The organism is Actinocatenispora rupis (assembly GCF_016861975.1).
Lineage (GTDB): Bacteria > Actinomycetota > Actinomycetes > Mycobacteriales > Micromonosporaceae > Actinocatenispora > Actinocatenispora rupis.
In genome coordinates this window covers 20913-42116 of the sequence record NZ_BOMB01000027.1, presented here as the reverse complement: position 1 = coordinate 42116, position 21204 = coordinate 20913, and the positions used below count along the sequence as shown (strand labels likewise).

Annotated in this window: 20 protein-coding genes and 1 pseudogene; 8 read left to right on the top strand and 13 right to left on the bottom strand. The window is 73.0% G+C overall.

Translation table 11 applies throughout. From position 1 onward, the window contains the following. Positions 1–72: 72 nt before the first annotated feature. The 4 genes from Aru02nite_RS23495 to ku form a co-directional block, all read right to left on the bottom strand. On the bottom strand, positions 73–2190 hold the full coding sequence (locus tag Aru02nite_RS23495) for a S9 family peptidase (protein WP_203661272.1): 2118 nt from the start codon (positions 2188–2190) through the stop codon (positions 73–75). A 134-nt stretch (positions 2191–2324) separates the two neighbouring features. After that, positions 2325–2645 (bottom strand): STAS domain-containing protein, encoded by a 321-nt coding sequence (locus Aru02nite_RS23490; RefSeq protein ID WP_203661269.1) that lies wholly within the window; start codon positions 2643–2645, stop codon positions 2325–2327. 217 nt (positions 2646–2862) lie between these two features. Then, positions 2863–3747 (bottom strand): mechanosensitive ion channel family protein, encoded by an 885-nt coding sequence (locus Aru02nite_RS23485; RefSeq protein ID WP_373324965.1) that lies wholly within the window; start codon positions 3745–3747, stop codon positions 2863–2865. A gap of 200 nt (positions 3748–3947) precedes the next feature. Next, positions 3948–4841 (bottom strand): non-homologous end joining protein Ku, encoded by an 894-nt coding sequence (ku, locus tag Aru02nite_RS23480; protein ID WP_203661267.1) that lies wholly within the window; start codon positions 4839–4841, stop codon positions 3948–3950. Positions 4842–5021: 180 nt separating this feature from the next. Between ku and ligD (Aru02nite_RS23475) the strand changes: the two genes are divergently transcribed. From ligD (Aru02nite_RS23475) to Aru02nite_RS23460, 4 genes are all read left to right on the top strand, one after another. Next, positions 5022–5948 carry a non-homologous end-joining DNA ligase gene (gene ligD, locus Aru02nite_RS23475; protein ID WP_373324956.1) on the top strand — a complete coding sequence of 309 codons (927 nt, stop codon included), beginning with the start codon at positions 5022–5024 and terminating at the stop codon, positions 5946–5948. Continuing rightward, entirely contained in the window at positions 5945–6850 is a 906-nt protein-coding gene (gene ligD / locus Aru02nite_RS23470; RefSeq protein WP_239076895.1) for a non-homologous end-joining DNA ligase, read from the top strand. The genes ligD (Aru02nite_RS23475) and ligD (Aru02nite_RS23470) overlap by 4 nt, the downstream gene beginning before the upstream one ends. A 39-nt stretch (positions 6851–6889) precedes the next feature. Further along, positions 6890–7033, top strand: a complete 144-nt coding sequence (locus Aru02nite_RS23465) for a GPGG-motif small membrane protein (RefSeq protein WP_239076900.1) — start codon at positions 6890–6892, stop codon at positions 7031–7033. 98 nt (positions 7034–7131) lie between these two features. Continuing rightward, complete coding sequence (locus Aru02nite_RS23460; RefSeq protein WP_203661264.1) at positions 7132–7950, top strand: maleylpyruvate isomerase family mycothiol-dependent enzyme; 819 nt, start codon at positions 7132–7134, stop codon at positions 7948–7950. 10 nt (positions 7951–7960) lie between these two features. Here the strand turns inward: Aru02nite_RS23460 and Aru02nite_RS23455 are convergent, their stop codons facing one another. The 5 genes from Aru02nite_RS23455 to Aru02nite_RS23435 form a co-directional block, all read right to left on the bottom strand. Then, entirely contained in the window at positions 7961–8794 is an 834-nt protein-coding gene (locus Aru02nite_RS23455; protein ID WP_239076894.1) for a MurR/RpiR family transcriptional regulator, read from the bottom strand. Between the two features lie 104 nt (positions 8795–8898). Further along, complete coding sequence (locus tag Aru02nite_RS23450) at positions 8899–9648, bottom strand: N-acetylmannosamine-6-phosphate 2-epimerase (RefSeq protein WP_203661261.1); 750 nt, start codon at positions 9646–9648, stop codon at positions 8899–8901. Next, positions 9645–10547, bottom strand: coding sequence for an ROK family protein (locus tag Aru02nite_RS23445; protein WP_203661259.1), 903 nt, complete (start codon positions 10545–10547; stop codon positions 9645–9647). The genes Aru02nite_RS23450 and Aru02nite_RS23445 overlap by 4 nt, the downstream gene beginning before the upstream one ends. Before the next feature lie 118 nt (positions 10548–10665). Further along, the gene (locus tag Aru02nite_RS23440) at positions 10666–12984 is read right to left on the bottom strand and encodes an Hsp70 family protein (RefSeq protein WP_203661256.1); all 2319 of its coding nucleotides are present in this window, start codon (positions 12982–12984) and stop codon (positions 10666–10668) included. A gap of 298 nt (positions 12985–13282) precedes the next feature. Further along, a complete protein-coding gene (locus Aru02nite_RS23435) occupies positions 13283–13891 on the bottom strand; it encodes an HU family DNA-binding protein (RefSeq protein ID WP_203661254.1) in 609 nt (202 codons plus the stop codon). A gap of 158 nt (positions 13892–14049) precedes the next feature. Here Aru02nite_RS23435 and Aru02nite_RS23430 point away from each other — a divergent pair, with 158 nt between their 5' ends. Together Aru02nite_RS23430 and ligD (Aru02nite_RS23425) are read left to right on the top strand one after the other, a co-directional pair. Continuing rightward, positions 14050–14571, top strand: a complete 522-nt coding sequence (locus tag Aru02nite_RS23430; protein ID WP_203661250.1) for a DUF1697 domain-containing protein — start codon at positions 14050–14052, stop codon at positions 14569–14571. 44 nt (positions 14572–14615) lie between these two features. Further along, a pseudogene (ligD, locus tag Aru02nite_RS23425) lies at positions 14616–15611 on the top strand (non-homologous end-joining DNA ligase); the annotation flags it as partial. A 443-nt stretch (positions 15612–16054) separates the two neighbouring features. Here the strand turns inward: ligD (Aru02nite_RS23425) and Aru02nite_RS23420 are convergent. Continuing rightward, positions 16055–17635 carry an MFS transporter gene (locus tag Aru02nite_RS23420; RefSeq protein WP_239076893.1) on the bottom strand — a complete coding sequence of 527 codons (1581 nt, stop codon included), beginning with the start codon at positions 17633–17635 and terminating at the stop codon, positions 16055–16057. A 124-nt stretch (positions 17636–17759) separates the two neighbouring features. On the opposite strand from Aru02nite_RS23420, the gene Aru02nite_RS23415 reads away from it, so the two are divergent. Continuing rightward, positions 17760–18407: a TetR/AcrR family transcriptional regulator gene (locus tag Aru02nite_RS23415; protein WP_203661248.1), complete on the top strand. Its 648-nt coding sequence runs from the start codon at positions 17760–17762 to the stop codon at positions 18405–18407. 95 nt (positions 18408–18502) lie between these two features. On the opposite strand, the gene Aru02nite_RS23410 is transcribed toward Aru02nite_RS23415, so the two are convergent. The 3 genes from Aru02nite_RS23410 to coaA are packed head-to-tail and all read right to left on the bottom strand — an operon-like array spanning position 18503 to position 20125. Further along, complete coding sequence (locus Aru02nite_RS23410) at positions 18503–18715, bottom strand: hypothetical protein (RefSeq protein WP_203661246.1); 213 nt, start codon at positions 18713–18715, stop codon at positions 18503–18505. Next, positions 18712–19152: a hypothetical protein gene (locus Aru02nite_RS23405; RefSeq protein WP_203661244.1), complete on the bottom strand. Its 441-nt coding sequence runs from the start codon at positions 19150–19152 to the stop codon at positions 18712–18714. The genes Aru02nite_RS23410 and Aru02nite_RS23405 overlap by 4 nt, the downstream gene beginning before the upstream one ends. Before the next feature lie 55 nt (positions 19153–19207). Continuing rightward, entirely contained in the window at positions 19208–20125 is a 918-nt protein-coding gene (gene coaA / locus Aru02nite_RS23400) for a type I pantothenate kinase (protein WP_203661242.1), read from the bottom strand. Positions 20126–20275: 150 nt separating this feature from the next. On the opposite strand from coaA, the gene Aru02nite_RS23395 reads away from it, so the two are divergent. Further along, positions 20276–21172, top strand: coding sequence for a zinc-binding dehydrogenase (locus Aru02nite_RS23395; RefSeq protein ID WP_239076892.1), 897 nt, complete (start codon positions 20276–20278; stop codon positions 21170–21172). Positions 21173–21204 lie beyond the last annotated feature (32 nt).

Sequence of the window (21204 nt, the reverse complement as noted above, 5' to 3'; positions counted from 1 at the left end):
CTGTGTTGGCTGGTCGGCTTCCGCCCGGTTCCGCTCCTCGCTCGCTGCGCTCGCTGCGATGCTCGCCGGGCGTCAGCCGACGGTGTCGACGATCCAGGCGTACAGCCGGGCGGTCTCGCGCCAGGTGTTGTAGCGGCCGGACGGTCCGGCGTGGCCGGCCTCCATCTCGGTCTTGAACGTGACGTGCGGGGCGCCCGCGGCGCGCAGCCGGGCCACCCACTTCGCCGGCTCGTGGTAGAGCACGCGGGTGTCGTTGAGGCTGGTCTCCACGTAGATCGGCGGGTACGTGGACGCGTCGCCCACGTTCTCGTACGGCGAGTACGACTTCATGTAGGCGTACACGTCGGCGTTGTGGAGGGGGTCGCCCCACTCGTCCCACTCGATGACGGTGAGCGGCAGCGACGGGTCGAGGATCGAGTTCAGCGCGTCGACGAACGGCACCACCGCGGCGATCGCGCCGAACGCGTCGGGCGCCTCGTTCACGACCGCGCCCATCAGCAGCCCGCCGGCCGACCCGCCGTACGCGGCGAGCTTCGGCACCGACGTCCAGCCCGCGTCGACCAGGTGCCGGGCGCACGCGACGAAGTCGGTGAACGTGTTCTTCTTGCGCAGCATCTTGCCGTCGTCGTACCAGGCGCGGCCCATCTCGCCGCCGCCGCGGACGTGCGCGATCGCGTACACGAAGCCGCGGTCGAGCAGGGACAGCCGGGCGACCTGGAAGCTCGGGTCGACGGAGATCTCGTACGAGCCGTAGCCGTAGAGCAGGCACGGTGCGGTGCCGTCGCGCGGGGTGTCGCGGCGCGCGACGACGGAGATCGGCACGCGGGTGCCGTCCGGCGCGACCGCCCACTCCCGGAACTGCTCGTACTGCTCCGGGTCGTAGCCGCCGAGGACCGGGGTTCGCTTGCGCAGCACCAGTTCCCGGGTCGCGAACAGGTAGTCGTACACCGACCGCGGCGTCACCAGCGACGTGTACGACAACCGGAACGTGTCCGTGTCGTACTCCGCGTTCAGGTCCGGATCGACGGAGTAGAGCGGCTCCGGGAAGGCGACGTCGTGGCCCTCGCCGAGCGCGCCGTCCACCGCCAGCGGGTACACCCGCAGACCGGTGAGGACGTTGCGGCGCAGGCTGAGTACGAGGTGGTCGGCGAACACGTCGAAGTCCAGCAGCCGGGTGTCGTCGGCGTGCGGGACGACGGTGGTCCACTCGTCCGGCGCGTCCACCGGCGCCGCGGCGAGCGCGAAGTTCACCCCGCCGCCGACGCTGGAATCGTTGTGCAGCACCAGGAACCGGTCCGGTCCACTGTGGACGATCTGGTGGTCCACCTCGTACTCGACGTCCTGCTTGCGGGCGCGGATCAGCGTCGGCTCGGCCGTCGGGTCGTCCGCCGGCAGGTACCGCACCTCGCTGGTCACCTTGCTGTGCAGGTCGATCAGGATGTACCGCTCGCTGCGGGTCAGCCCGACCCCCACCCAGAACCGCTCGTCCGGCTCCTCGTACACGATGACGTCGTCGGACGCCTTCGTACCGATCCGGTGCCGCCACACCCGGTACGGCCGCCACGCGTCGTCGACCGTCAGGTAGAACAGGTGCGTCGAGTCCGCCGACCAGGCCGCGCCGTACGCGGTGTCCGGGACCTCGTCGTCGAGCAGCTCGCCGGACGCGAGATCCTTGACCCGCAACGTGAAGCGCTCGTCCCCGGCGAAGTCGTCCGCGTACGCCAGGAACCGGCCGTCCACGCTCACCGTGAACGTGCCCAGCGCGAAGAACTCGTGCCCGTCGGCCAGCTCGTTCTGGTCCAGCAGCACGTCCTCGCCCGCCACCGGTACGCCCGGCTCCACCGACGGCGGCGTCGGGTCGTCGCCCGCCTTCACCCGGCAGTGGATCGGGTACTGCTGCCCCTCGACCGTGCGCGTGTAGTACCACCAGCCGGCCTTGCGGGTCGGCACGGACAGGTCGGTCTCCTGCGTACGGTCCTTGATCTCGGTGAAGATCTGCTCCCGAAGATCACCCAGATGGGCGGTGACCCGCTCGGTCCACGCGTTCTCCGCCCGCAGGTACGCGAGGGTCTCCGGGGCCTGCTTGTCCGCCAACCACGCGTACTCGTCGACGACCGTGTCCCCGTGCTGTGTCCGCTCCGACGGCACCCGCCGCGCGACCGGCGGCTGCTCGCCACGCTCACTCGTCATGCCGCCACGCTACCGGCCGCCCCGCCGGCACCGCCGCGCGCGGAGCCGCCACACCGTACGCGGTGGGTTGCGTTCCAGGATCGGCGATCCCGGACGCACCGAGCTTCCGGGACGATGTCCCCGGAACGGGTGAGTCAGGGGCGGATGGTGAACGCGTGCCGCAGGCCGGTGACCTCCAGCAGGCGCGTGAGGAACGCCCCCACGTTGGTGAGCACCAGCGAACTGCGGGCGCGCGTCGCGGTGCGGTTGAGCACGACGAGGGTGCCGAGACCCTGCGAGTCGCAGAACGTCACCTGACCCATGTCGAGGAGCAGGCGCGCGGGCCCGTGCTGTTCGAGGCTCTCCTCGACCGTGGAGACGAGCCGCGACACGGTGTGGATGTCGATTTCGCCGGCGAGCGCCACCACGGTCTCTTCCGGCTCGTGGCGCACCGAGATGTCCAGGTCCGGTCGCACGGGAGTCAGCCTAACCCGCGCCGGCCCACCGCGCCCGGCACGGTACGCCCCGACCTCGCTGTTCGTGACCTTTCTCGCAGCGGGTAACGGTCGGCAAGGTACCGGGTGAAGGCGTCATGTCCGGACATGACCCGGGTACCGGACCCGCCACGTACGGCGGCCGGGTGGGCGGGTCACCCCCGCGCCACCCGGCCGCGTCGTGCCGGTACCGCCGGACTCAGTGCTGCGGCGGCCTCCCGTACCCGGGGTCGGTCGGCGGGTTGCCGGACGGCATTCCGGGCTGGGCGCCCATTCCGGTCTGGCCACCCATGCCCGGCTGACCCATGCCCGGCCGTCCCGCGCCCGGCTGGCCGCCCATGCCGGGCTGGCCGGCGGACGTGGGCGCGGCGGCGTGCTGCGGCTGGCCGCCGCTCACCCCCGGCCGGGCGCCTTCCCGCTGTACGTCGTGCTGCGCGGAGCGGCTGCGTACCTCGCGGACGGTGCCGACCTCGCTCTCGGCGCGGTTCAGCATGCGCTCCCAGCGTTCCCGCATCGGCCCGATCAGGCCGCCGCCGACGCCGACGATCGCGACGCCCGCGATGATCGCCAGCGCGGCCACGAACAGCGGCGTGATGACCGAGGTGGCGACGTGGATCTGGTTCAGCGCGGCGATGATGCCCATCGCGAGGATGAACACCTGGGCGATCGTGCCGAGCACCTTGCCGTACGACAGGGTGCCGAGCGCGTTCACGATGATGTCCTTGACCACCCGGGCGATGGCGGCGGCGATGATCACGATGACGATCGCGACGAACGCCTTCGGCAGGAACCCGACGATCCCGTTGATCATCGTACTGACCGGGTTCGGGCCGAACACGCCGAAACCGAGCTGCAGCGCGAACAACAGGACGGCGTAGTACACCAGCAGGGCCACGGCCGTACTGGCGGTGTACTTGCCGAGGTACCGGTTGATGCCGCCGCGCTCGCCGACCCGGTCGAACCCGACCCGCGCCAGGACGCGCGCCAGGACGTTGCGGAGCACCTTCGCGACGATCCAGCCGATCACCAGGATGACGGCGAACAGTACGAGTTTCGGGATGAAGTTCGCGATCGTGGTGAGCATGCTCGTGATCGAGCTGCCGACGTTGACCGCCAGATCCGTGGTCACTGGCCCCCCTCTCGGTTCGGCGACCGTCGCCGACGGAGCGGCATGGGCGGCGGTTACCGCGCGTCGATATGTCCCTTGCGCTCAAGCTAGCCCGATAAGGGCTGGTGCACAGGCATATCGGCATGAACCGTCGTCAGGGTGACGGCCGAGCGGGGTCAGGCGGTCTTACGCTTCGTCGCCGACGCCGTTTTCTTTCCGGCGGTCTTGCGCGGCGCGGCCTTCTTCGCGGCGGCCTTCTTCGCCGGCTTCTTCTTCTCCTCGGGCGCCTCGCCGCGCCGGGTCTTGGCCCGGTCGACGCTCGCCCGGAGCGCCGCCATCAGGTCGATGGTGTTCGCCGGCGCCGGCTCCTCCTCGGGTACGTGCGCCACCTCGCGCCCGGCCACCTTCGCGTCGATGACCTTCTGCAGCGCCTCCCGGTAGTCGTCGGTGTACTCCTCCGGGTCGAAGTCGGCGGTCATCGAGTCGATCAGCGACGTGGCCATCGACAGCTCCTGCGGCCGTACGGTCACGTCCTCGTCGAGGAAACCGAACTCGGGCCGGCGTACCTCGTCCGGCCAGAGCATCGTGTGCATGACGAGCACGTCCTCGCGTACCCGCAGGGTGGCGAGCTGCTCCCGTTGGCGCAGCGCGATCTTGACGATGGCGACCCGTTCGGAGTCGGCGAGCGCGTCACGCAGCAGCACGTACGGCTTGGCGGCGGCGCCGTCCGGCTCCAGGAAGTAGGTGCGGCCGTACAGGATCGGGTCGACCTGGTCGGCGGGCACGAACTCCAGCACGTCGATCGCGTGCGACGTGGGCAGCGGCAGGTCGGCGAAGTCGTCGTCGGTCAGCACGACCATCTCGTCGCCGCCGATGTCGTACCCCTTGGCGATCTGGTCGTAGCTGACCTGCTCGCCGCAGACGGAACAGACCCGCTGGTACCGGATCCGGCCGCCGTCCGCGGCATGGACCTGGTTGAACCGGATGCTCTTCTCCTCGGTCGCGGCGTACAGCTTGATCGAGATGGAGACCAGGCCGAACGAGACCGCGCCCTTCCAGATCGCTCGCATGTCCCTCCCTCCCCCACGGAGGTACGACGGAAAGGACCCGCCGGACCCGGCGCGACACCGCGGACACCGCCGGCATCCGCGGCACCGGAACGTGACCCGCCCGGCGCGGTCCCCGCCAGCACCTTCCGTCGGGCCGGCGATCTCTCCATCATGCACGGAAACGGCGCCTATCGTGAGGCCGTGGCGGGTCCTTCGTACCGGCCGATGCTGGCGGTGGCGGCGCCGCTGCCCAGCGGGGACGGCTGGTCGTACGAGTTCAAGTGGGACGGTGTCCGCGCGGTCGCGGAGATCGTCGGGGACCGGCTGCGGCTGTTCGCCCGGAGCGGCGCGGAGATCACCGTGGCGTACCCGGAACTGGCCGGGCTGGCGGCGGCGGTGCCCGGGGACGTGGTGCTGGACGGGGAGATCGCGGTGCTCGGACCCACCGGTACGTCGTTCGAGGCGTTGGCCGAACGGATGCACGTACGGGACGCCCGCCGGGCGGCGCGGCTCGCGGCCCGGCACCCGGTGACGTACCTGGTGTTCGACCTGCTGCGGGCGGGTGACGTCGACGAGTGCGACCGGCCGTACGCGACGCGCCGCGCGGACCTGGCCGAGCTGGTACCGGAGGGGCCGCACTGGACGGTGTCGCCGGTGTTCGCGGACGGCGCGGCGACGTGGGCGGCGGCCGAGGAGAACGGGCTGGAGGGCGTCGTCGCCAAGCGCACCGACTCGCCGTACCTGCCGGGCCGGCGCAGCCCCGACTGGGTGAAGGTGAAGCGGGTCGTCACCGACGACCTGGTGGTCGGCGGGTACCGGCCGGGCGTGCGGGAACTCGGCGCCCTGCTGGTCGGCGAGTACGACGAGCACGGGCGGCTGGCGTACCGGGGGCGGGTCGGGGGCGGGATCTCCGCGCACCAGCACCGCGAACTGCTGGACCTGCTGGATCCGTTGCGGCGCCCGACATCCCCGTTCGCCGAGCCGGTACCGCGGGAGGACGCGCGCGGCGCGACGTGGGTGGAGCCGATGGTGGTGGTCGAGGTGGCGTACGGCAACCGGACGAGCGACGGACGGCTGCGTTTCCCGCGGCTGCGCCGGATCCGTACGGACAAGCTGGTGGAGCGGTGAGCGCCGGCGGCCGGGTCCGGGTCCGCGTCGAGGACCGCGAACTCGAACTGTCCAATTTGGACAAACCGATGTACCCGGAGTTCACCAAGGGCGAGGTCGTCGAGTACTACACCCGCGTCGCGCCGGTGCTGCTGCCGCACCTGGCCGGCCGGCCGCTGACCACCATCCGCTACCCGGACGGCGCGGCGGCGAAGCGGTTCTTCGAGAAGAACGCGCCGTCCCACACCCCGCCCTGGGTACGCACCGCGCGGCTGCCCGTACCCGGATCGACGATGAGCCGGGACACCGTGGACTTCGTGGTGGTGGAGGAGCTGCCGACGCTGGTGTGGCTGGCGAACCTGGCCGCGCTGGAACTGCACGTTCCACAGTGGAGGGTGGACGGCGGGGACGCCGCGCAGCCACCGGACCTGCTCGTTTTCGACCTCGATCCGGGGCCGCCGGCCGGGCTCGCCGAGTGCCTGCCGGTGGCGCTGGCGCTGCGCGCGGAACTGGCCGACGACGGGATCGACGCGTACCCGAAGACGAGCGGGCGCAAGGGGATGCAGCTGCTGTGCCCGGTGTCCGGCAGTCAGGACGCCCGGACCGTCTCCGCGTACGCGAAGGCGCTGGCGGGGCGGCTCGCCGCGCGGTACCCGGACCGGATCGTGGACCGGATGGCGCGCGCGCTGCGCCCCGGGAAGGTCTTCATCGACTGGAGCCAGAACAACGCGGCGAAGACCACCGTCGCCCCGTACTCGCTGCGCGCCGGGGACCGGCCGATGGTGTCGATGCCGCTGCACTGGGCCGAAGTGGAGTCGGGCGAACCGGTCACCGGTGGCCCCGCCGACGTTCTGGCCCGCATCGACGCCGACGGCGACCTGCTCGCCCCGCTCGCCGAACCGGGGCCGCGAGTACCGGAGTGACGTTTCCACCGGCCGGATCCGGGGAACCACAGGGGCATGTTGACGTTTCTGCTGTGGATACTTGCCGTGGTGCTGGTCGTGGCGGGCGTCGTGTCTCTGCTGCGGCGCCGGATCCTGTGGGGCATCGTGCTGATCATCGTCGGCCTGCTGGTCGGGCCTGGCGGAGTCAGCATCTTCACCTGACCCTTCCGGTACCTTTTCCGACCTTTCTCCGTTCCCCGGTGGGTGTGCCGCGCGTTCGCGGGTACCCACCGGGTCGGCTGTGGTGCCATGCTCACCGGGTGACGACTCCCGGCGGTCGCGGCACCCACCCCGAACTGCTGTACCCGGACGTGGCGTCGGTGCCGCGGGCCGTGGGCACCGCCCCGCCCGCGCCGGCGCCCGCCGGTCAGCTCGCCGCCCTGCGCGCCGCCCGGGACCGGATCGCCGGGCTCGCCCGCGGTGACCTCGCCGCGGCGGTACCCGACTGTCCAGGATGGACACTCGGGGAACTGGTGCGGCACCTGGGATCCGTGAGCCACCGGGTCACCGACTGCCTGCGTACCGGCCGGCTGCCGGACGGGTGGGCGACGCGCCCGCCCGGCTGGGTCACCGTGACCGACTGGTACGTCGAGGCGTCCCGGTCGCTGCTGACCGCGCTGTCCGACCGCCGGCCCGACGATCCCGCCGGCACCTGGTGGCCACCCGCTACCACCGTCGCCTTCTGGTACCGGCGGATGGCGCACGAGTTCACCGTCCACCGGTACGACGCGGAAGCGGCCGCGGCGGTCCCGCCCGACCCGGTCGACGACGCGTTCGCGATCGACGGCTGCGACGAGGTACTCGAACGCTGGCTGGCGTACTTCGGCGTGGCGGAGCGGTTGGCGGGGCTCGGCGAGCGCGTCGCCCTGCGTACCGAGGGGGCGGGGTGGACGGTCACGCTCACCCCGGACGGCCCGGCCGTCGAACGCTCCCTTGTGGACGGTCCGGACGCGACGGTGACCGCCGCACCGGCCGACCTGTACCGCTGGCTCTGGGGTCGCGCGGCGCCCGTCGCGACCGACGGCGACCCGCGCGCGGTGGACGCGCTGCGGCTGGTGCTGACCGCCACCACCGCCTGATCGCGGCCGGTCAGGACCGGTGCGGTGAGCGGTGTTTGGGCGCCAGCGCGGCGAGCGACGTGTGCAGCGCGTCGATGCTGCCGGGCCGGCGCTGAGCCACCCCGACGAACAGGCAGTCGACGACGAGCAGCTGGCTGATCCGGCTCGCCAGCGCCGCCGGCCGCAGCTCGGTGTCCCGGCCCGCCGCGGCGAGCAGTACGTGGTCGGCAGCCGCGCCGCGGGGGTTGCCCGTGACGAGGACCGTCGTCGCGCCGGCCGCGCGGGCCAGCGCCAGCGGTTCGCGTACCTCCTCGGTGGTGCCCGAATGGCTGACGCCCACGGCGACGTCGCCCGGCCCGAGCCGCAGCGCGCTCGTCACCGCGAGATGCGGATCCGCGTACGACTGGGCGGCCAGGCCGATCCGCAGCAGCTTCTGCGCCAGGTCCGCCGCGACCAGTCCCGACGACATCACCCCGTACGCGTCGACGCGGTGGGCGCCGGCGATCGCCGTGACCGCCGCGTCCAGCGCGCCCGCGTCCAGCGTCGCCGCCGTGTCCGCGAGCGAGCGCCGCTCGTCGTGCGCCAGCTTCGCCACCACCGTCGGCAGGTCGTCGTCCGGCCCCACCCCGCCGAACAGCGCCGCGTCCGCCGGTTCCGGGGCCGGCTGCGCGGCCATCGCCAGCCGCAGCGACCGGTACCCGTCGTAGCCGAGGAGGCGGGCGGTGCGCGCCACCGTGGCTTCGCTCGTACCGGCGCGGTCGGCCAGTTCCGTGATGCTGAGCCGGGCGCAGCCGGCCGGGTCGTCGAGGAGCGTCTGCGCGACGCCCCGGGCCAGCGCCGGCAACCCGGGTAATGCGGTACGCACCACGGCGGTGAACCCGGCCCCGTCGCGGCGCCGGACGGAAACGGTGCCACGGTGCGGTTTCCCGCTCGTACCGGAGCGCCGGCCCGGTCCACTCCGCCGCGCGGTCACGACCGTTCCGCCGTCCCGTACGGGGCGGTCGCGGGGCCGTGCGGGGCGGTGGCGTCGGGGGACGGGGTCGGTGCCGCCGGTGCCACCGCGGCGAACCGGGCGGTCAGCCACGCCGGGTTGGTGATCGCGGTACCGACGACCGCGGCGAGACAGCCCCGGGCGTACGCCTCGGCGACCTGCTCGGGCGTGGCCAGCCGCCCCTCCGCCACCACCGGTACGGTCAGCCGCGCGACGAGCTCGGTGACGAGGTCGAGGTCCGGGCCGTCCCCGCCGGCCGTTCCCGTCGTGTACCCGGAGAGCGTGGTGGCGACGCAGTCGGCGCCGGCCTCCTGCGCGGCGAGCGCGTCCGCGACGGTCGCCACGTCGGCCAGCACCGGCACACCCCGCTCGTGTACGGCGGCGACCAGGTCGGCGAACGTCCGCCCGTCGGGCCGGGGCCGGGTCGTACCGTCGGCGGCGACGATGTGCGCGCCCGCGTCGACGACGGCCAGCGCGCGCGCCACGGTCGGGGTGACGAACACGGTGTCCGGCCCGCGCAGCGCCTCGTCCTTCCACAACCCGATCACGGGTACGTCGACCGCGGCCCGTACCGCGGCGATGTCGTCGGGGCCGTTGAGCCGTACGGCCGCCGCGCCACCGGCGACCACGGCCCGCGCCAGCCGTACGATCGTGTCCACGTCGCGCAACGGGCTGCCCGCGCGCGCCTGGCAGGACACGATCAGCCCGCCGCGCAGCGCCCCGATCACGACACCCGCCGGTACGACGGGTCGCCGGCCAACGCGGCGGCACCGAGTACGGAGGCGTCCGGGCCGAGGCGGGCCGGTTCGACGGTGAGACCGGCGATCGGGGCCATGAGTTCCGCGGTGAACGCGGCGTTCAGCGGGTCGAAGAGGCGGGCGCCGAGCTGGGCGACGCCACCGCCGACGACCACCCGGTCCGGGTCGAGGAGGTTCGCGGCGCCGGCGAGCACCCGGCCGAGTTGCCCTGCCGCGTCGGCGATCACGGCCGCGGCCCGCCCGTCCCCGGCGTCCGCGGCGGCGACCACGACGCGCAGGTCCCGCTCGCCCGCCCGGTACGCGTCGGCGATCGCCGGTCCGCTCGCCACCGCCTCCAGGTGCCCGCGCCGCCCGCACGAGCACCGCCGGGTACCGGCCGTGCCGACCGGATGGTGGCCGATCCCGCCGGCCGTGTGGTGCCGGCCGTGCCGCAGCCGGCCGTCGACGGCGACCGCTCCGCCGATGCCCGTACCGATCGCGGCGTAGAGGACGGTGCCGCCGGGCGTGCCGTCGAGTTCCCCGGCGGCGAGGGCGTTCGCGTCGTTGTCGACCGTCACCGGTACGCCGAGGCGCTCGGCCAGCCGCGCACCCACCGCGCAGCTGGCCCAGTCCGCCGGCAGCAGGTCGGTGGCCGACGTGACGGTGCCCGTCGCCGTGTCCACCACCCCGCCGGTACCGACGCCCACCGCGTCGAACGGGCGCCCGGCGGCCACCGTGCGCGCCGCGTACGCCATGGCGTCGAGGAGGTCCGCGGCCGTGGTGCGGGGTGTCGGGATCGCGTGCCGGGCGAGCAGCTCGCCGGCGCCCGTCACGAGTCCGGCGGCGATCTTCGTACCGCCCACGTCGATGCCGACCGTGTACCTGGTCATCGGGTGCGCTCCCGGGGTCGCTGGGTCTCCGCGGGAGTGACGGTAACAGTCGCCTCGCGCACCGCCGGCGACAGTTCCTGTTTTCACCTAGCCGCCCGTCCCGACCCGCGTGAGGCGGTCAGGCGGGGGACCAGAGGCGCGTACGCGTGAACGATGCGCTCGCCCGGTCGCCGTCGGCGAACACGCCGAGGTCCACCCGGCCGGACGCGATCTGGTCGTCGGTGAGCGTGCCGATCCGCGTGTCCTGCTGGTACACCGAGATCTGCGAGCCCTGCGCCAGGATGCCGAGCCTGACGTCGCCGCCCGAACCGGTCAGCGCGAAGCGCTTCAACCGCGTGTCCGGGCCGGGATCGCCGGATTCGCCCAACACGTACAGCGTGACGCTGTCGGCGGTGACGGCGAGGAAGTAGCCCTCGGTGTCGCCGGTACGCAGCCAGACGCCGGCGTCGCCGCTCGCCACCGACACCGTCGTCTGCACCGCCACGTCGCCGTACGTCGCGGACGGGCCGTTGCAGGCGAACATGCCGGTGCCGTTCGGGTTCGCCTTCGTCTTCGTGGCCGACAGCGAACCGTCGGCGAGCCGGCACGTGCCGGTGCGGTCGCGGCTGGTGTTGTCGTGCCAGCCGTTGCCCGCGCCGATCGCCGCCACCGTCAACGGCCACGACGCCGGGACGAACGTCGGCGTGCCGGGCCGCCGGTCCGTGCCGGCCGCGTCGGCGCCGGTGCCGTCCGGCCGGTTGAGCCGGTGGTAGCCGTACAGCCCGCCGGCGACGAGGACCGCGGCCAGCAGCACGACCACCGCCAGCACCATCGCCCGCCGGCCCGACCGCCGACCCTTCCGGTACGTGCCGGATCCCGCGCCGTACACCGGGGGTCGGCGCTCGGGCCCGCTCGCCGGACGGTCGCCGCCTCCCGTGGACCGGTTCGCCGACCGCCCCGCCGGTACGCCCGCGTTGCGCGACGCGGCCGGCTGCCGTGCCGGCGCAACAGCATTGGTCTGCTGCCGTGCCGGCGCGACAGCGTTGAGCGGCTGCCCCGCGGGCGCGACAGCGTTGAGCGGCTGCCCCGCGGGCGCGTTGCGCGCGACGGCCGGCTGCTGCGCCGGTACGACGGCGTTGCGCGCCGCCGGCTGGTGCCCCGCGTACGACGACGGCGCGTCGGACACCGGACCACCGGAGTCCGGCGCACCGGAGACGGCCGCGGGAGTACCTGAAACGGCCGCTGCCGGGCCGGCGGGCGCCGACACTGGCCCGTACCCACCCGCCTGCTGCCAGCCCGACTGGTGCGCGATCGGATGGGCCGGTGCGCCCTGCGGGCCGGACGGCGGGCCGGCGACGACCGGAAGGATGCGGGTGTGCGAGAAGCCCTGCTCGGTGGTCGGCACCCGCAGGCTGCCCTCGCCGACCACCACCTCCGGCTGCTCGATCGCGGTGGACGGGATGCCGAGACGGCGGTGCAGTTGCGATCCCGCCAGCGGCAACCGGCTCGACCCGCCGACGAGGAACAGCCCGACGATCCGGTCCGGCGTCACGCCCGCGTGCCGGATCACGCCCGCCGTCGTGCGCACCGTCTCCCCGACGATCGGCCCCGCCAACTCCTCCATCTCGGTACGGGTGAGGTGCGCCTCGACCTCCAGCAGCGGTACGGCCAGGCGCGCCGACGACGACCGCGACAACTGCTCCTTGCACGTACGCACGTCGGTCCACAGCAGCTCGCGGGCGCGGCGCTCCGCCGTACCGGTGGGTGTGCCGAGACGGCGCCACGCGGCGGGGTCACGCTCCCCGTACCGGGTGCCGAGCCAGTCGACGATCGCCGCGTCGATGTCCAGCCCGCCGACGTCCAGGCCGTCCACGACCGCGGTCTCGAAACCGTTGGTACCGCGGATGACCACGCTGGCGTCGAACGTGCCGGCGCCGAAGTCGTACACCACGACGGCGGAGCCGACGGGGATGCGGTGACCGAGCACGTCGGTGAAGTAGTGCGCGGCGGCGACCGGCTCCGGCACCAGCCGCGGATGCGCCAAACCGGCGCGGCGGGCCGCTTCCACGAGCAGGTCACGGCGGGACGAGCCCCAGTTCGCCGGATGCGTCAGCGTGACGTCCGGTACGGCCGAGCCGTGCACGCGGGCGGCCTCCACGGCAACCCGGCGCAGCACCGCCGTCGCCAGCTCGACCACCGGCACCTCCCGGTCGCCGAGCAGCACGCTGCCGTCGTTGAGGCGGCGCTTGGGACTCGGCTCGTACCGGCTCGGGTCGAGGCGTGCGGAGTGCACCGCGTCCCGCCCGGACAGCAGGCGGCCGTCGGTCTCCAGGTACAGCGCGGACGGCAGCAGCGGCGTGCCGTCGAACAGCAGCGGCCGTGCCGTGCCGTCCGCGCGCCGGAGCACCGCGATCGTCGTGGAGGTACCGAAGTCGATGCCGAGGGCGGGGGTGGGCATGGCCGCAGTCTAGGAGCAGGACGCACGGCGCCGATCGGACGGGACCGTCCATTGCGGACGGTGCCACCGCTGCTGCGATACGGCGCGGCCCCCGGTACTGCGTTGCAGCATGAACAACACGACGCTGGAACGTTGGTGCTGTGCTTTGGGCCGGGTGGGAAACAGCACCGTGCCGGCCACCTGTGCGGTGGCCGGCACAATCGTGGTACGCACCGGAGGGCCGGGACCGTCCGGAAACACCGGCGGTCGCCCCGTCGTCGCGCCTCGCGGCCGCGGCGGTGGGACGCCCCGCCGTACGTCAGCGGGCCCGACGGGCCGCGGACTTGGTGGCGGTCTTGCGCGCGGTGGTCTTCTTGGCAGCGGTCTTCTTCGCCGCCGTGCTCTTCGCCGCGGTCGTCTTCTTGGCCGCGGTGGTCTTCTTGGCGGCGGTCGACTTCGCCGCGGTGCTCTTCGCCGCGGTCGACCGGGCGGTGGTCTTCTTGGCGGCCGTGGCCTTCTTGGTCGCGGCGGTCGCCGTCGCCTTCTTGGCGGCGGTCTTCGCGGTCGCCTTGGTGGCGGCGGCCTTGGCGGTGGTCGCCTTGGTGGCGGGCGCGGCCTTCTTCGCGGTGGTCTTCTTGACCGCGGCGATCTTCTTCTTGCCGGTCACCACGTCCTTGAAGCCCTGCCCGGCACGGAACGCCGGCACCGAGGTCTTCTTCACCTTGACGGCCTCACCGGTGCGCGGGTTGCGCGCGGTACGGGCGGCACGCGCCCGCTTCTCGAAGACGCCGAAGCCGGCCAGGGAGATCTTGCCGCCCTTGGCAACGGTGCGCTGGATCTCCTCCAGCACCGCCTCCAGCGCCGTGGTGGCGGTCTTCTTGTCGCCCAGCCGTGCGGCCAGTGCGTCGATCAGCTCAGCCTTGTTCACAACAGACTCCTGTTCGGATTTCAACGCTCGATACGCTGCTTTCGCAGGCAAGTATGCACACCACTATCCCACTGACCAAACAGGACAGCGCGAATACCCTGCCGGCTAGCCGGATTCAGCCGTTCGGGGGTGCGTGCGTCGGAGCCCGGGAGTCCACGATGGAGAGTCAGATCGCCCTGTTGCGGGGCGTCAATCTGGGTGCGCACAACAGGGTCGCGATGGCTCGGCTGCGCGAGTTGCTGACCGCCGCGGGATACGGATCCGTCCGTACTCATCTGCAGAGTGGAAACGTCGTGCTCACCGCCGACACCGCCGCGGACGATACGGCGGAACGGATCTCGGCCGAGTTGGCGCGGGAGTACGGGGCGGCGATTCCCGTTCTGGTACGCACGGTCGACGAGCTGGCGGACGTCGTGGCGGCCGATCCGTTCGGGTCCGCGGCGACCGACCCGTCGCGGTATCTGGTGCAGTTCCGCGACACCGCGCCGGATCCGGCGCCGCTGGCCGCCGCCGCGACCGGAGCCGAGCGGTACGCGGTGGTCGGGCGGGAGATCTACCTGTGGCTGCCGAACGGTGTGCACTCCTCGAAACTGGCGGCGGCGGTGAACCGCGCCGGTGGTACGGGCCGCAACTGGCGTACGGTGTTGCGGCTGTTGGAGCTGGCGCGCGAGATCGCCTGACGCATCGGGCTACGGCCCGGCCGGGCGCGTCGTATGGTGGGGGAATGGCCGCCCGGCAGGAGATTCTGGACGTCGCGGGCCGGGAGGTGACCGTCACCAACCCGGGCAAGGTCTTCTTTCCCGCTTCCGGCACCACGAAACTGGACCTGGTGCGGTATTACCTGTCCGTCGCGGGCGGTGCGTTGCAGGCGGTGGGCGACCGGCCGATGGCCCTCAAGCGGTACGTCAACGGTGTCGAGGGCGATGCCTTCTACCAGAAGCGCGCCCCGCAGAACCGTCCGCCGTGGATCGACACGGTCGAGCTGCGCTTCCCGTCCGGGCGTACCGCGCACGAGATCGTACTGACCGACGCCGCGCAGCTCGCCTGGGTCGTCAACCTCGGCTGCGTCGACCTGCACCCGCACCCGGTCCGTTCGGGCGACCTGGACCATCCCGACGAACTGCGGGTCGACCTCGATCCGGTACCGGGCGTGCCGTGGGACGACGTGCTCGCCGTCGCGCTCGTCGTCCGCGACGTGCTCGCCGACGTCGGCCTCACCGGCTGGCCGAAGACGTCCGGCTCCCGCGGATTCCATGTGTACTGCCGGATCGCGCCCCGCTGGACCTTCACCGACGTACGCCGGGCCGCGGTGGCGCTCGCCCGCGAGGTCGAGCGCCGCGCGCCGGACCTCGCCACCAGCAAGTGGTGGAAGGAGGAGCGGCACGGCGTCTTCGTCGACTACAACCAGAACGCCAAGGACCGCACCACCGCCGCCGCGTACTCGGTGCGGCCGACCCCGGACGGCCGGGTCTCGACGCCGCTGCGCTGGGACGAGGTGCCCGGCTGCGATCCCGCGGCGTACACGATGGGCACGGTGCCGGCACGGTACGCGGAGATCGGCGATCCGTGGGCCGGCATCGACGACGCCCCCGGCTCCCTCGACGCGCTGCTCGCTCTCGCCGAGCACGACACCGAGGCGGGCCTGGCCGACGCGCCCTGGCCGCCGCACTTCACCAAGCAGTCCGGCGAGGACACCCGGGTACGGCCGTCCGCGCGGCGCCGCGCCGGGACCGTACCGGAGCCGGCGCCGGGGAAGGCGAGCGGGCCCACCGGACGCCGGCGTACCACGGTGCCGTTGATCGAGATCGCGCGGGCACGCACCAGGGACGAGGCCATGGCCGGGCTCGAACGCTGGAAGGCGCGGCATCCCGCCGTCTGGCCGCTGCTCGCGCCGTCCGACGTCCTCGTCGACTCGATGCGCGGCCGATCCAGTACGTGGACGCGGATCCGCATCAACCTCAGCGGAGTACCGGAAGCGGAACGGCCGGGGCAGGAGGAGCTGGAGGTCGACTTCGACCCCTGGCAGTGAGGCGTACGCGCGCCGGGGTTCCGCGGTCGACCGGCGCTCGTTTCCCGCAACGGCTCAACCACACCCGTGCGGCCCCGGTACGCGCCCGCCACCAACCAACCCCGCGTGCCGATGCGCAGCGAGTACCCGGTGGGTCAGATGTGCGGGGTGTGGGTGGTGGCGGGGTTTTTGGGGCGGGAGACGAAGAGGGCGAGGACGACCGCGACCACGCCGACGGCCGCCGCGACGGTGAACGCGAGGTGCATCCCGTCGAGGAAGGACAGGTTGGTGGCCTTGGTGATCGCGGCGGCTAGGCCGGCGTCGGCGTGCTCCGGGATGGGGGCGACGCCGCCGGCGACGGCCTTCTTGGCCTGGTCGACCTGGTCGGGGGTGAGCTTCGGCAGGTGCTGGTCGGTCCAGTGTCCATTGAGGACGTTGCCGACCCTGGCGGTCATCAGGGCACCGAGTACGGCGGTGCCGAGGGCGCCGCCGACCTGCATGGCGGACTGCTGGAGCCCGGACGCGACGCCGGACAGTTCGACCGGTGCGTTGCCGACGATGACCTCGGTGGCGCCGACCATGACGACGGACAGGCCGAGACCGAGCAGTACGAACCAGATCGAGGTGGTGCCCGCGCCGGCGTCGAGCGGCAGCCGGGAGAGGCCGAACAGCGCGACGGCCACACCCGCCATGCCGGCGGCGACGGGGAACCGCGGGCCGACCTTGCCGATGAGGATGCCGGCGATCGGTGAGCCGAACACCATGCCCGCGGTCATCGGCAGGATGCGTACGCCGCTCTCGACCGGGCTGAGCCCGTCGACGAGTTGCAGGTAGAACGTGACGAAGAAGAGGGCGCCGAACATCGCGAACGCCATCAGCATCATCAGCGCGGTGCCGATCGACAGCGGTACCGAGCGGAAGAGGCTGAGCGGCAGCAACGGGTGCGCCGCGTACCGCTCGCGGATGACGAACAGCACGCCGAACGCGAGCGCGCCGGCGAACAGCCCGATGGTCCGCCAGCTCGACCAGCCGAAGTCGGACGCCTTGATGACGCCGAACACCAGCGCGAACATCGCGACCGACAGCAGCGCGATCCCGGGCACGTCGGTACGGGAGTCGCGGTCGACGGCGCGGTTGCGCGGCAGGACGAGCAGGCCGACGGCGAGCGCGACGACACCGACCGGAACGTTGATGAAGAAGACGGACTGCCAGCTGACGTGCTCGACGAGCAGGCCGCCGACGATCGGGCCGGCGGCGGTGGAGACGCCGATCGCGGCGCCCCAGATGCCGATCGCGATGTTGAGCCGGTTGGCCGGGAACGCGCTGCGCAGCAGGCCGAGCGCGGCCGGCTGGAGGAGCGCGCCGAACACGCCCTGGAGTACGCGGAAGGCGATGATGAGGCCGATGTTGTGGGACAGGCCGATGACCGCGGAGGTGGCGGCGAAGCCGATCACACCCGTGAGGTACGTGCTCTTGTGGCCGAAGCGGTCGCCGAGCTTGCCGGCGGTGACGAGGAAGACGGCCAGCGCCAACAGGTATCCGTTGGTGATCCACTGGAGGTCGGGGAGCGACGCGTCGAGCGACTTGCCGATGGCCGGGTTGGCGATGGCGACGATCGTGCCGTCGAGCGCGACCATGACGACGCCGAGCGCGACGGCGACCAGCGTGGCCCAGGGACCGCCGCGGCCGGTCGCCTGTCCTGTCGTTGCCGGCGCGCCGGCGACCGTGGTGCTCACGTGCTCCCCCAGGTGATCGAGTCGTACCCCCGGGAGGATTTTAGTGTCAGTCGCTGACAAGTGACAATGTGAGACAGATGACCGTCGCTGACGGCTAGACTCGCCTGTCGGAGGTGGCGACGACGTGGTCGGAGCGGCAACGGTGAGTGGCCTGCGCGAGCGGAAGAAGCAGCAGACCCGGGACGCGCTGATCGCGTCGGCGCAGCGACTCTTCGCCGCCCAGGGGTACGAGGGGACCACGACCGGCCAGATTGCCGAGGCCGTCGACGTCTCCCAGCGCACCCTCTTCCGGTACTTCGCGAACAAGGACGAGGTGGCCCTCGCGCCCCTCGACGAGGCGCAGGACAGCTTCGCCGCGGCACTGCGCGCGCGTCCCCGGCGGGAGACGCCGATGACCGCGATGCGCGCCGCGATGGGCAGCGTCTTCTCCGGGTACGCCGACGACGAGTCGGGGCCGCGCCGGCTGCGGGCGCTCGGCCAGACCTTCGACCTGATCGTGCGTACGCCGTCGTTGCACGCGACGCACCTGCGCCGGGTCGCCGACCGGGAGGCGCAGATCGCCGCGATCGTCGCCGAACGCGAGGGCGTCGACCCGGTGGCCGACCCGCGCCCCCGGCTCGCCGCCGCGGTGTTCGACGCCGCGCTCCAGGTGGCGAGTACGTGTCAGCGGAACGAGCCGGGCGAACTGGACCCGCGCGCGCTGTACGCCGAGCTGGAGCGCACCCTCGACGCCCTGCCCGGCATCTTCGGCCACTGGCGCCGCACCACCTGACCGCGCCGCCCGACCTCGTGTGCCGGACCGGCCGGCGCCGTCCGGCCGCCGTACCGTCCCGGCGGGTCGTCCGGTGGTACTCGCGCGGCGCCGTCTCAGTGCGACAGGGGTCGCCAGGCGGCGCCGCGGGCGAGGAAGCGGGCGGCCTCGGCGTCGGCCTGCGCCGAGGTCAGGCACGTCACGTACTCGCAGCGGCCGTGCGGTCCGAGGTGGTCGACGCGCCAGCGTCCGCCGGTCTCGTGGATGGCGACTTGCTCGCGCGCGTCGCCGTCGTGCCGGCCGTTCCACCAGGCCCGTACTACCGTCATGACCTGCGACTATATCGAACACATGTTCGAACCGGCACCCGGGTCACCCGATCGGTACGGCGGCCAGCGCGCGCGTACCGGGACTCGGGCCAGGAGTACGCGGGCGGTGCGGTGACCTCGCGCGTCCAGAGCCGGATCTCGGCCGGATCCTCGTGTACCGCAACGCATTCCGGTGCGACGAGGCCGGTCGCCGGCAGCAGCCCCGACCGGTACGCGTGGGCCTCGCGCCGCCAGTAGGTGACGTGGTGGGGGTCGTCGGCGGCGGCGGCGCGGGCGCCCACCGGCGGCCGGATCCGCTTGCGTACCAGGCGGAACGGGCCGGCGGTGGTCGTCCCGGTCACCCGCTCCACCGCGACGGTGCCGGCGCCGGCGCTCGACACCGGCTCGGTCGAGTACCGGACGACGGGTGCGCCGAGGATCTCCGCCAGCTCGTCCACGCCGGCGACGCTAGCGCCGCGCCGCACCGGCGGACAACGTGCTTTCGCGCGGCGGTCAGAGCTTGCGCAGGCGTACCCGGGCGACGGCGTGGTCGGGGCCCTTCTGGAGCACCAGGGTGGCGCGCGGGCGGGTCGGGCGGATGTTCTCGACCAGGTTGGGTTCGTTGATGGCGGCCCAGATCCCGGTCGCCGTCTCGACCGCCTCCGCGTCCGACAGCACCGCGAACCGGTGGAAGAACGAGGCCGGGTCGGCGAACGCCGTCTCCCGCAGTTGCAGGAACCGCTCCACGTACCAGCGGCGGATGTCGTCGGTGTGCGCGTCCACGTACAGGGAGAAGTCGAAGAGGTCGGAGACGGCGAGCCGGGGCGCCGGCTGCAGCACGTTCAGGCCCTCGACGAGCAGGATGTCCGGCTGCCGCACGACCCGCTTCTCCCCCGGCACGATGTCGTACGTGAGGTGCGAGTAGACCGGTGCGGCCACCTCGGGGCGGCCGGACTTCACGTCCGAGACGAACCGGACCAGCGCGCGCCGGTCGTAGCTCTCCGGGAAACCCTTGCGCTCCATCAGACCGCGGCGCTTCAGCTCGGCGTTCGGGTGGAGGAAGCCGTCGGTGGTGATCAGGTCGACGCGCGGATGGTCCGGCCACTGCGCGAGCAGGGTGCGCAGCAGCCGGGCGATGGTCGACTTGCCGACCGCCACGCTGCCGGCGATGCCGATCACGAACGGCACCCGGCTCGGCGGCTCGCCCAGGAACACGGACGTGGCCTGGTTGAGCCGTTGCCGGGCGGACACCTGGAGGTTCAGCAGCCGGGACAGCGGCAGGTACACGTCGGCGACCTCGTCGAGCGACACGACGTCGCCGAGGCCCTGCATGCCGCTCAGTTCGTCCGCGGTCAGCCGCATCGGCGTGGACCTGCGCAGCGTGCGCCATTGCGCGCGGCTCAGCTCCACGTACGGGGTCTGGTTGGACACGCCGACAGTGAACCGGGTACGCGCCACCGGCCGCGCGGCGGGGTTGCCCGGTGTGCGAAATCACCCCGGCCGCGTGACTGTTCGTGGCTCGTCCCCTACCCGGAATAATCCGCGCGGTCGTCGGTTGGGTGGTGCATGCGAGCACTCGTGGTGGATCCTTCGACAGCGGCGGGCATCGGCCTCGGCGAGGCGCCCGACCCCGTACCAGCTCCCGGCCAGGCCCTCGTACGGGTCGCGGCGGTGTCGCTCAACCGCGGCGAACTCACCGGTCTCGCCGGCCGACCGGCCGGCACCGTACCCGGGTGGGACGCGGCGGGCGTCGTCGTCGCCCCGGCCGCCGACGGCACCGGCCCCGCCGCCGGCACCCGCGTCCTCACCTTCGGGTACGGCGCGGCCTGGGCCGAGCTGCGCGCCGCCGACACCAGCAACCTCGCGCCGGTACCGGACGGGGTGGACCTGGGTGCCGCGTCCGCGCTGCCGGTCGCCGCCGGTACGGCACTGCGCGCGGTGCGCCGGCTCGGGCCGCTGGTCGGCCGCCGCGTCCTCGTCACCGGCGCGTCCGGCGGGGTGGGCCGGTTCGCGGTGCAGCTCGCCGCGCGCGCCGGGGCGTACGTGATCGCGCAGGTCGGCAGTGCCGCCCGCGGCGCCGGCCTGACCGAGCTGGGCGCCGACGAGATCGTCACCGACCTCGACCAGATCACCGGTACGCTCGGCGGCACGCTCGACACCGTCGGCGGTCCGGCCTTGGCGCAGGCGTTCGCGCTGCTCGGTTCGGACGCGTCGGTGCAGTCGATCGGCGCCGCGTCCGGCGAGGACACCGTCTTCCCGCGCGGCTCGACCCTCGGCGCCCCGGCACGCCGCCGGCTGGAGTCCTTCCAGCTCGGTACGGATCTCGCCGACGACCTGGCGTACCTGGTGGGGCTGCTGGCGGACGGCGCGATCGACCCGCAGGTCGACTGGCGCGGCGACTGGACCCGGATCGGCGCGGCCGCCGACGCGCTGACCGCCCGTCGGGTACGCGGCAAGGCCGTCCTCGACGTCTCCTGACGCCGGCTGGCGGACGGCCCGGCTGGCACGCC

Excerpts from the sequence above, each read along its gene's own strand:
- Aru02nite_RS23495 (WP_203661272.1), bottom strand. The coding sequence starts at position 2,190 with ATGACGAGTGAGCGTGGCGAGCAGCCGCCGGTCGCGCGGCGGGTGCCG.
- Aru02nite_RS23485 (WP_373324965.1), bottom strand. The coding sequence starts at position 3,747 with ATGCTCACCACGATCGCGAACTTCATCCCGAAACTCGTACTGTTCGCC.
- ku (WP_203661267.1), bottom strand. The coding sequence starts at position 4,841 with ATGCGAGCGATCTGGAAGGGCGCGGTCTCGTTCGGCCTGGTCTCCATC.
- Aru02nite_RS23445 (WP_203661259.1), bottom strand. The coding sequence starts at position 10,547 with ATGACCAGGTACACGGTCGGCATCGACGTGGGCGGTACGAAGATCGCC.
- Aru02nite_RS23440 (WP_203661256.1), bottom strand. The coding sequence starts at position 12,984 with ATGCCCACCCCCGCCCTCGGCATCGACTTCGGTACCTCCACGACGATC.
- Aru02nite_RS23430 (WP_203661250.1), top strand. The coding sequence starts at position 14,050 with ATGGAGAGTCAGATCGCCCTGTTGCGGGGCGTCAATCTGGGTGCGCAC.
- Aru02nite_RS23410 (WP_203661246.1), bottom strand. The coding sequence starts at position 18,715 with ATGACGGTAGTACGGGCCTGGTGGAACGGCCGGCACGACGGCGACGCG.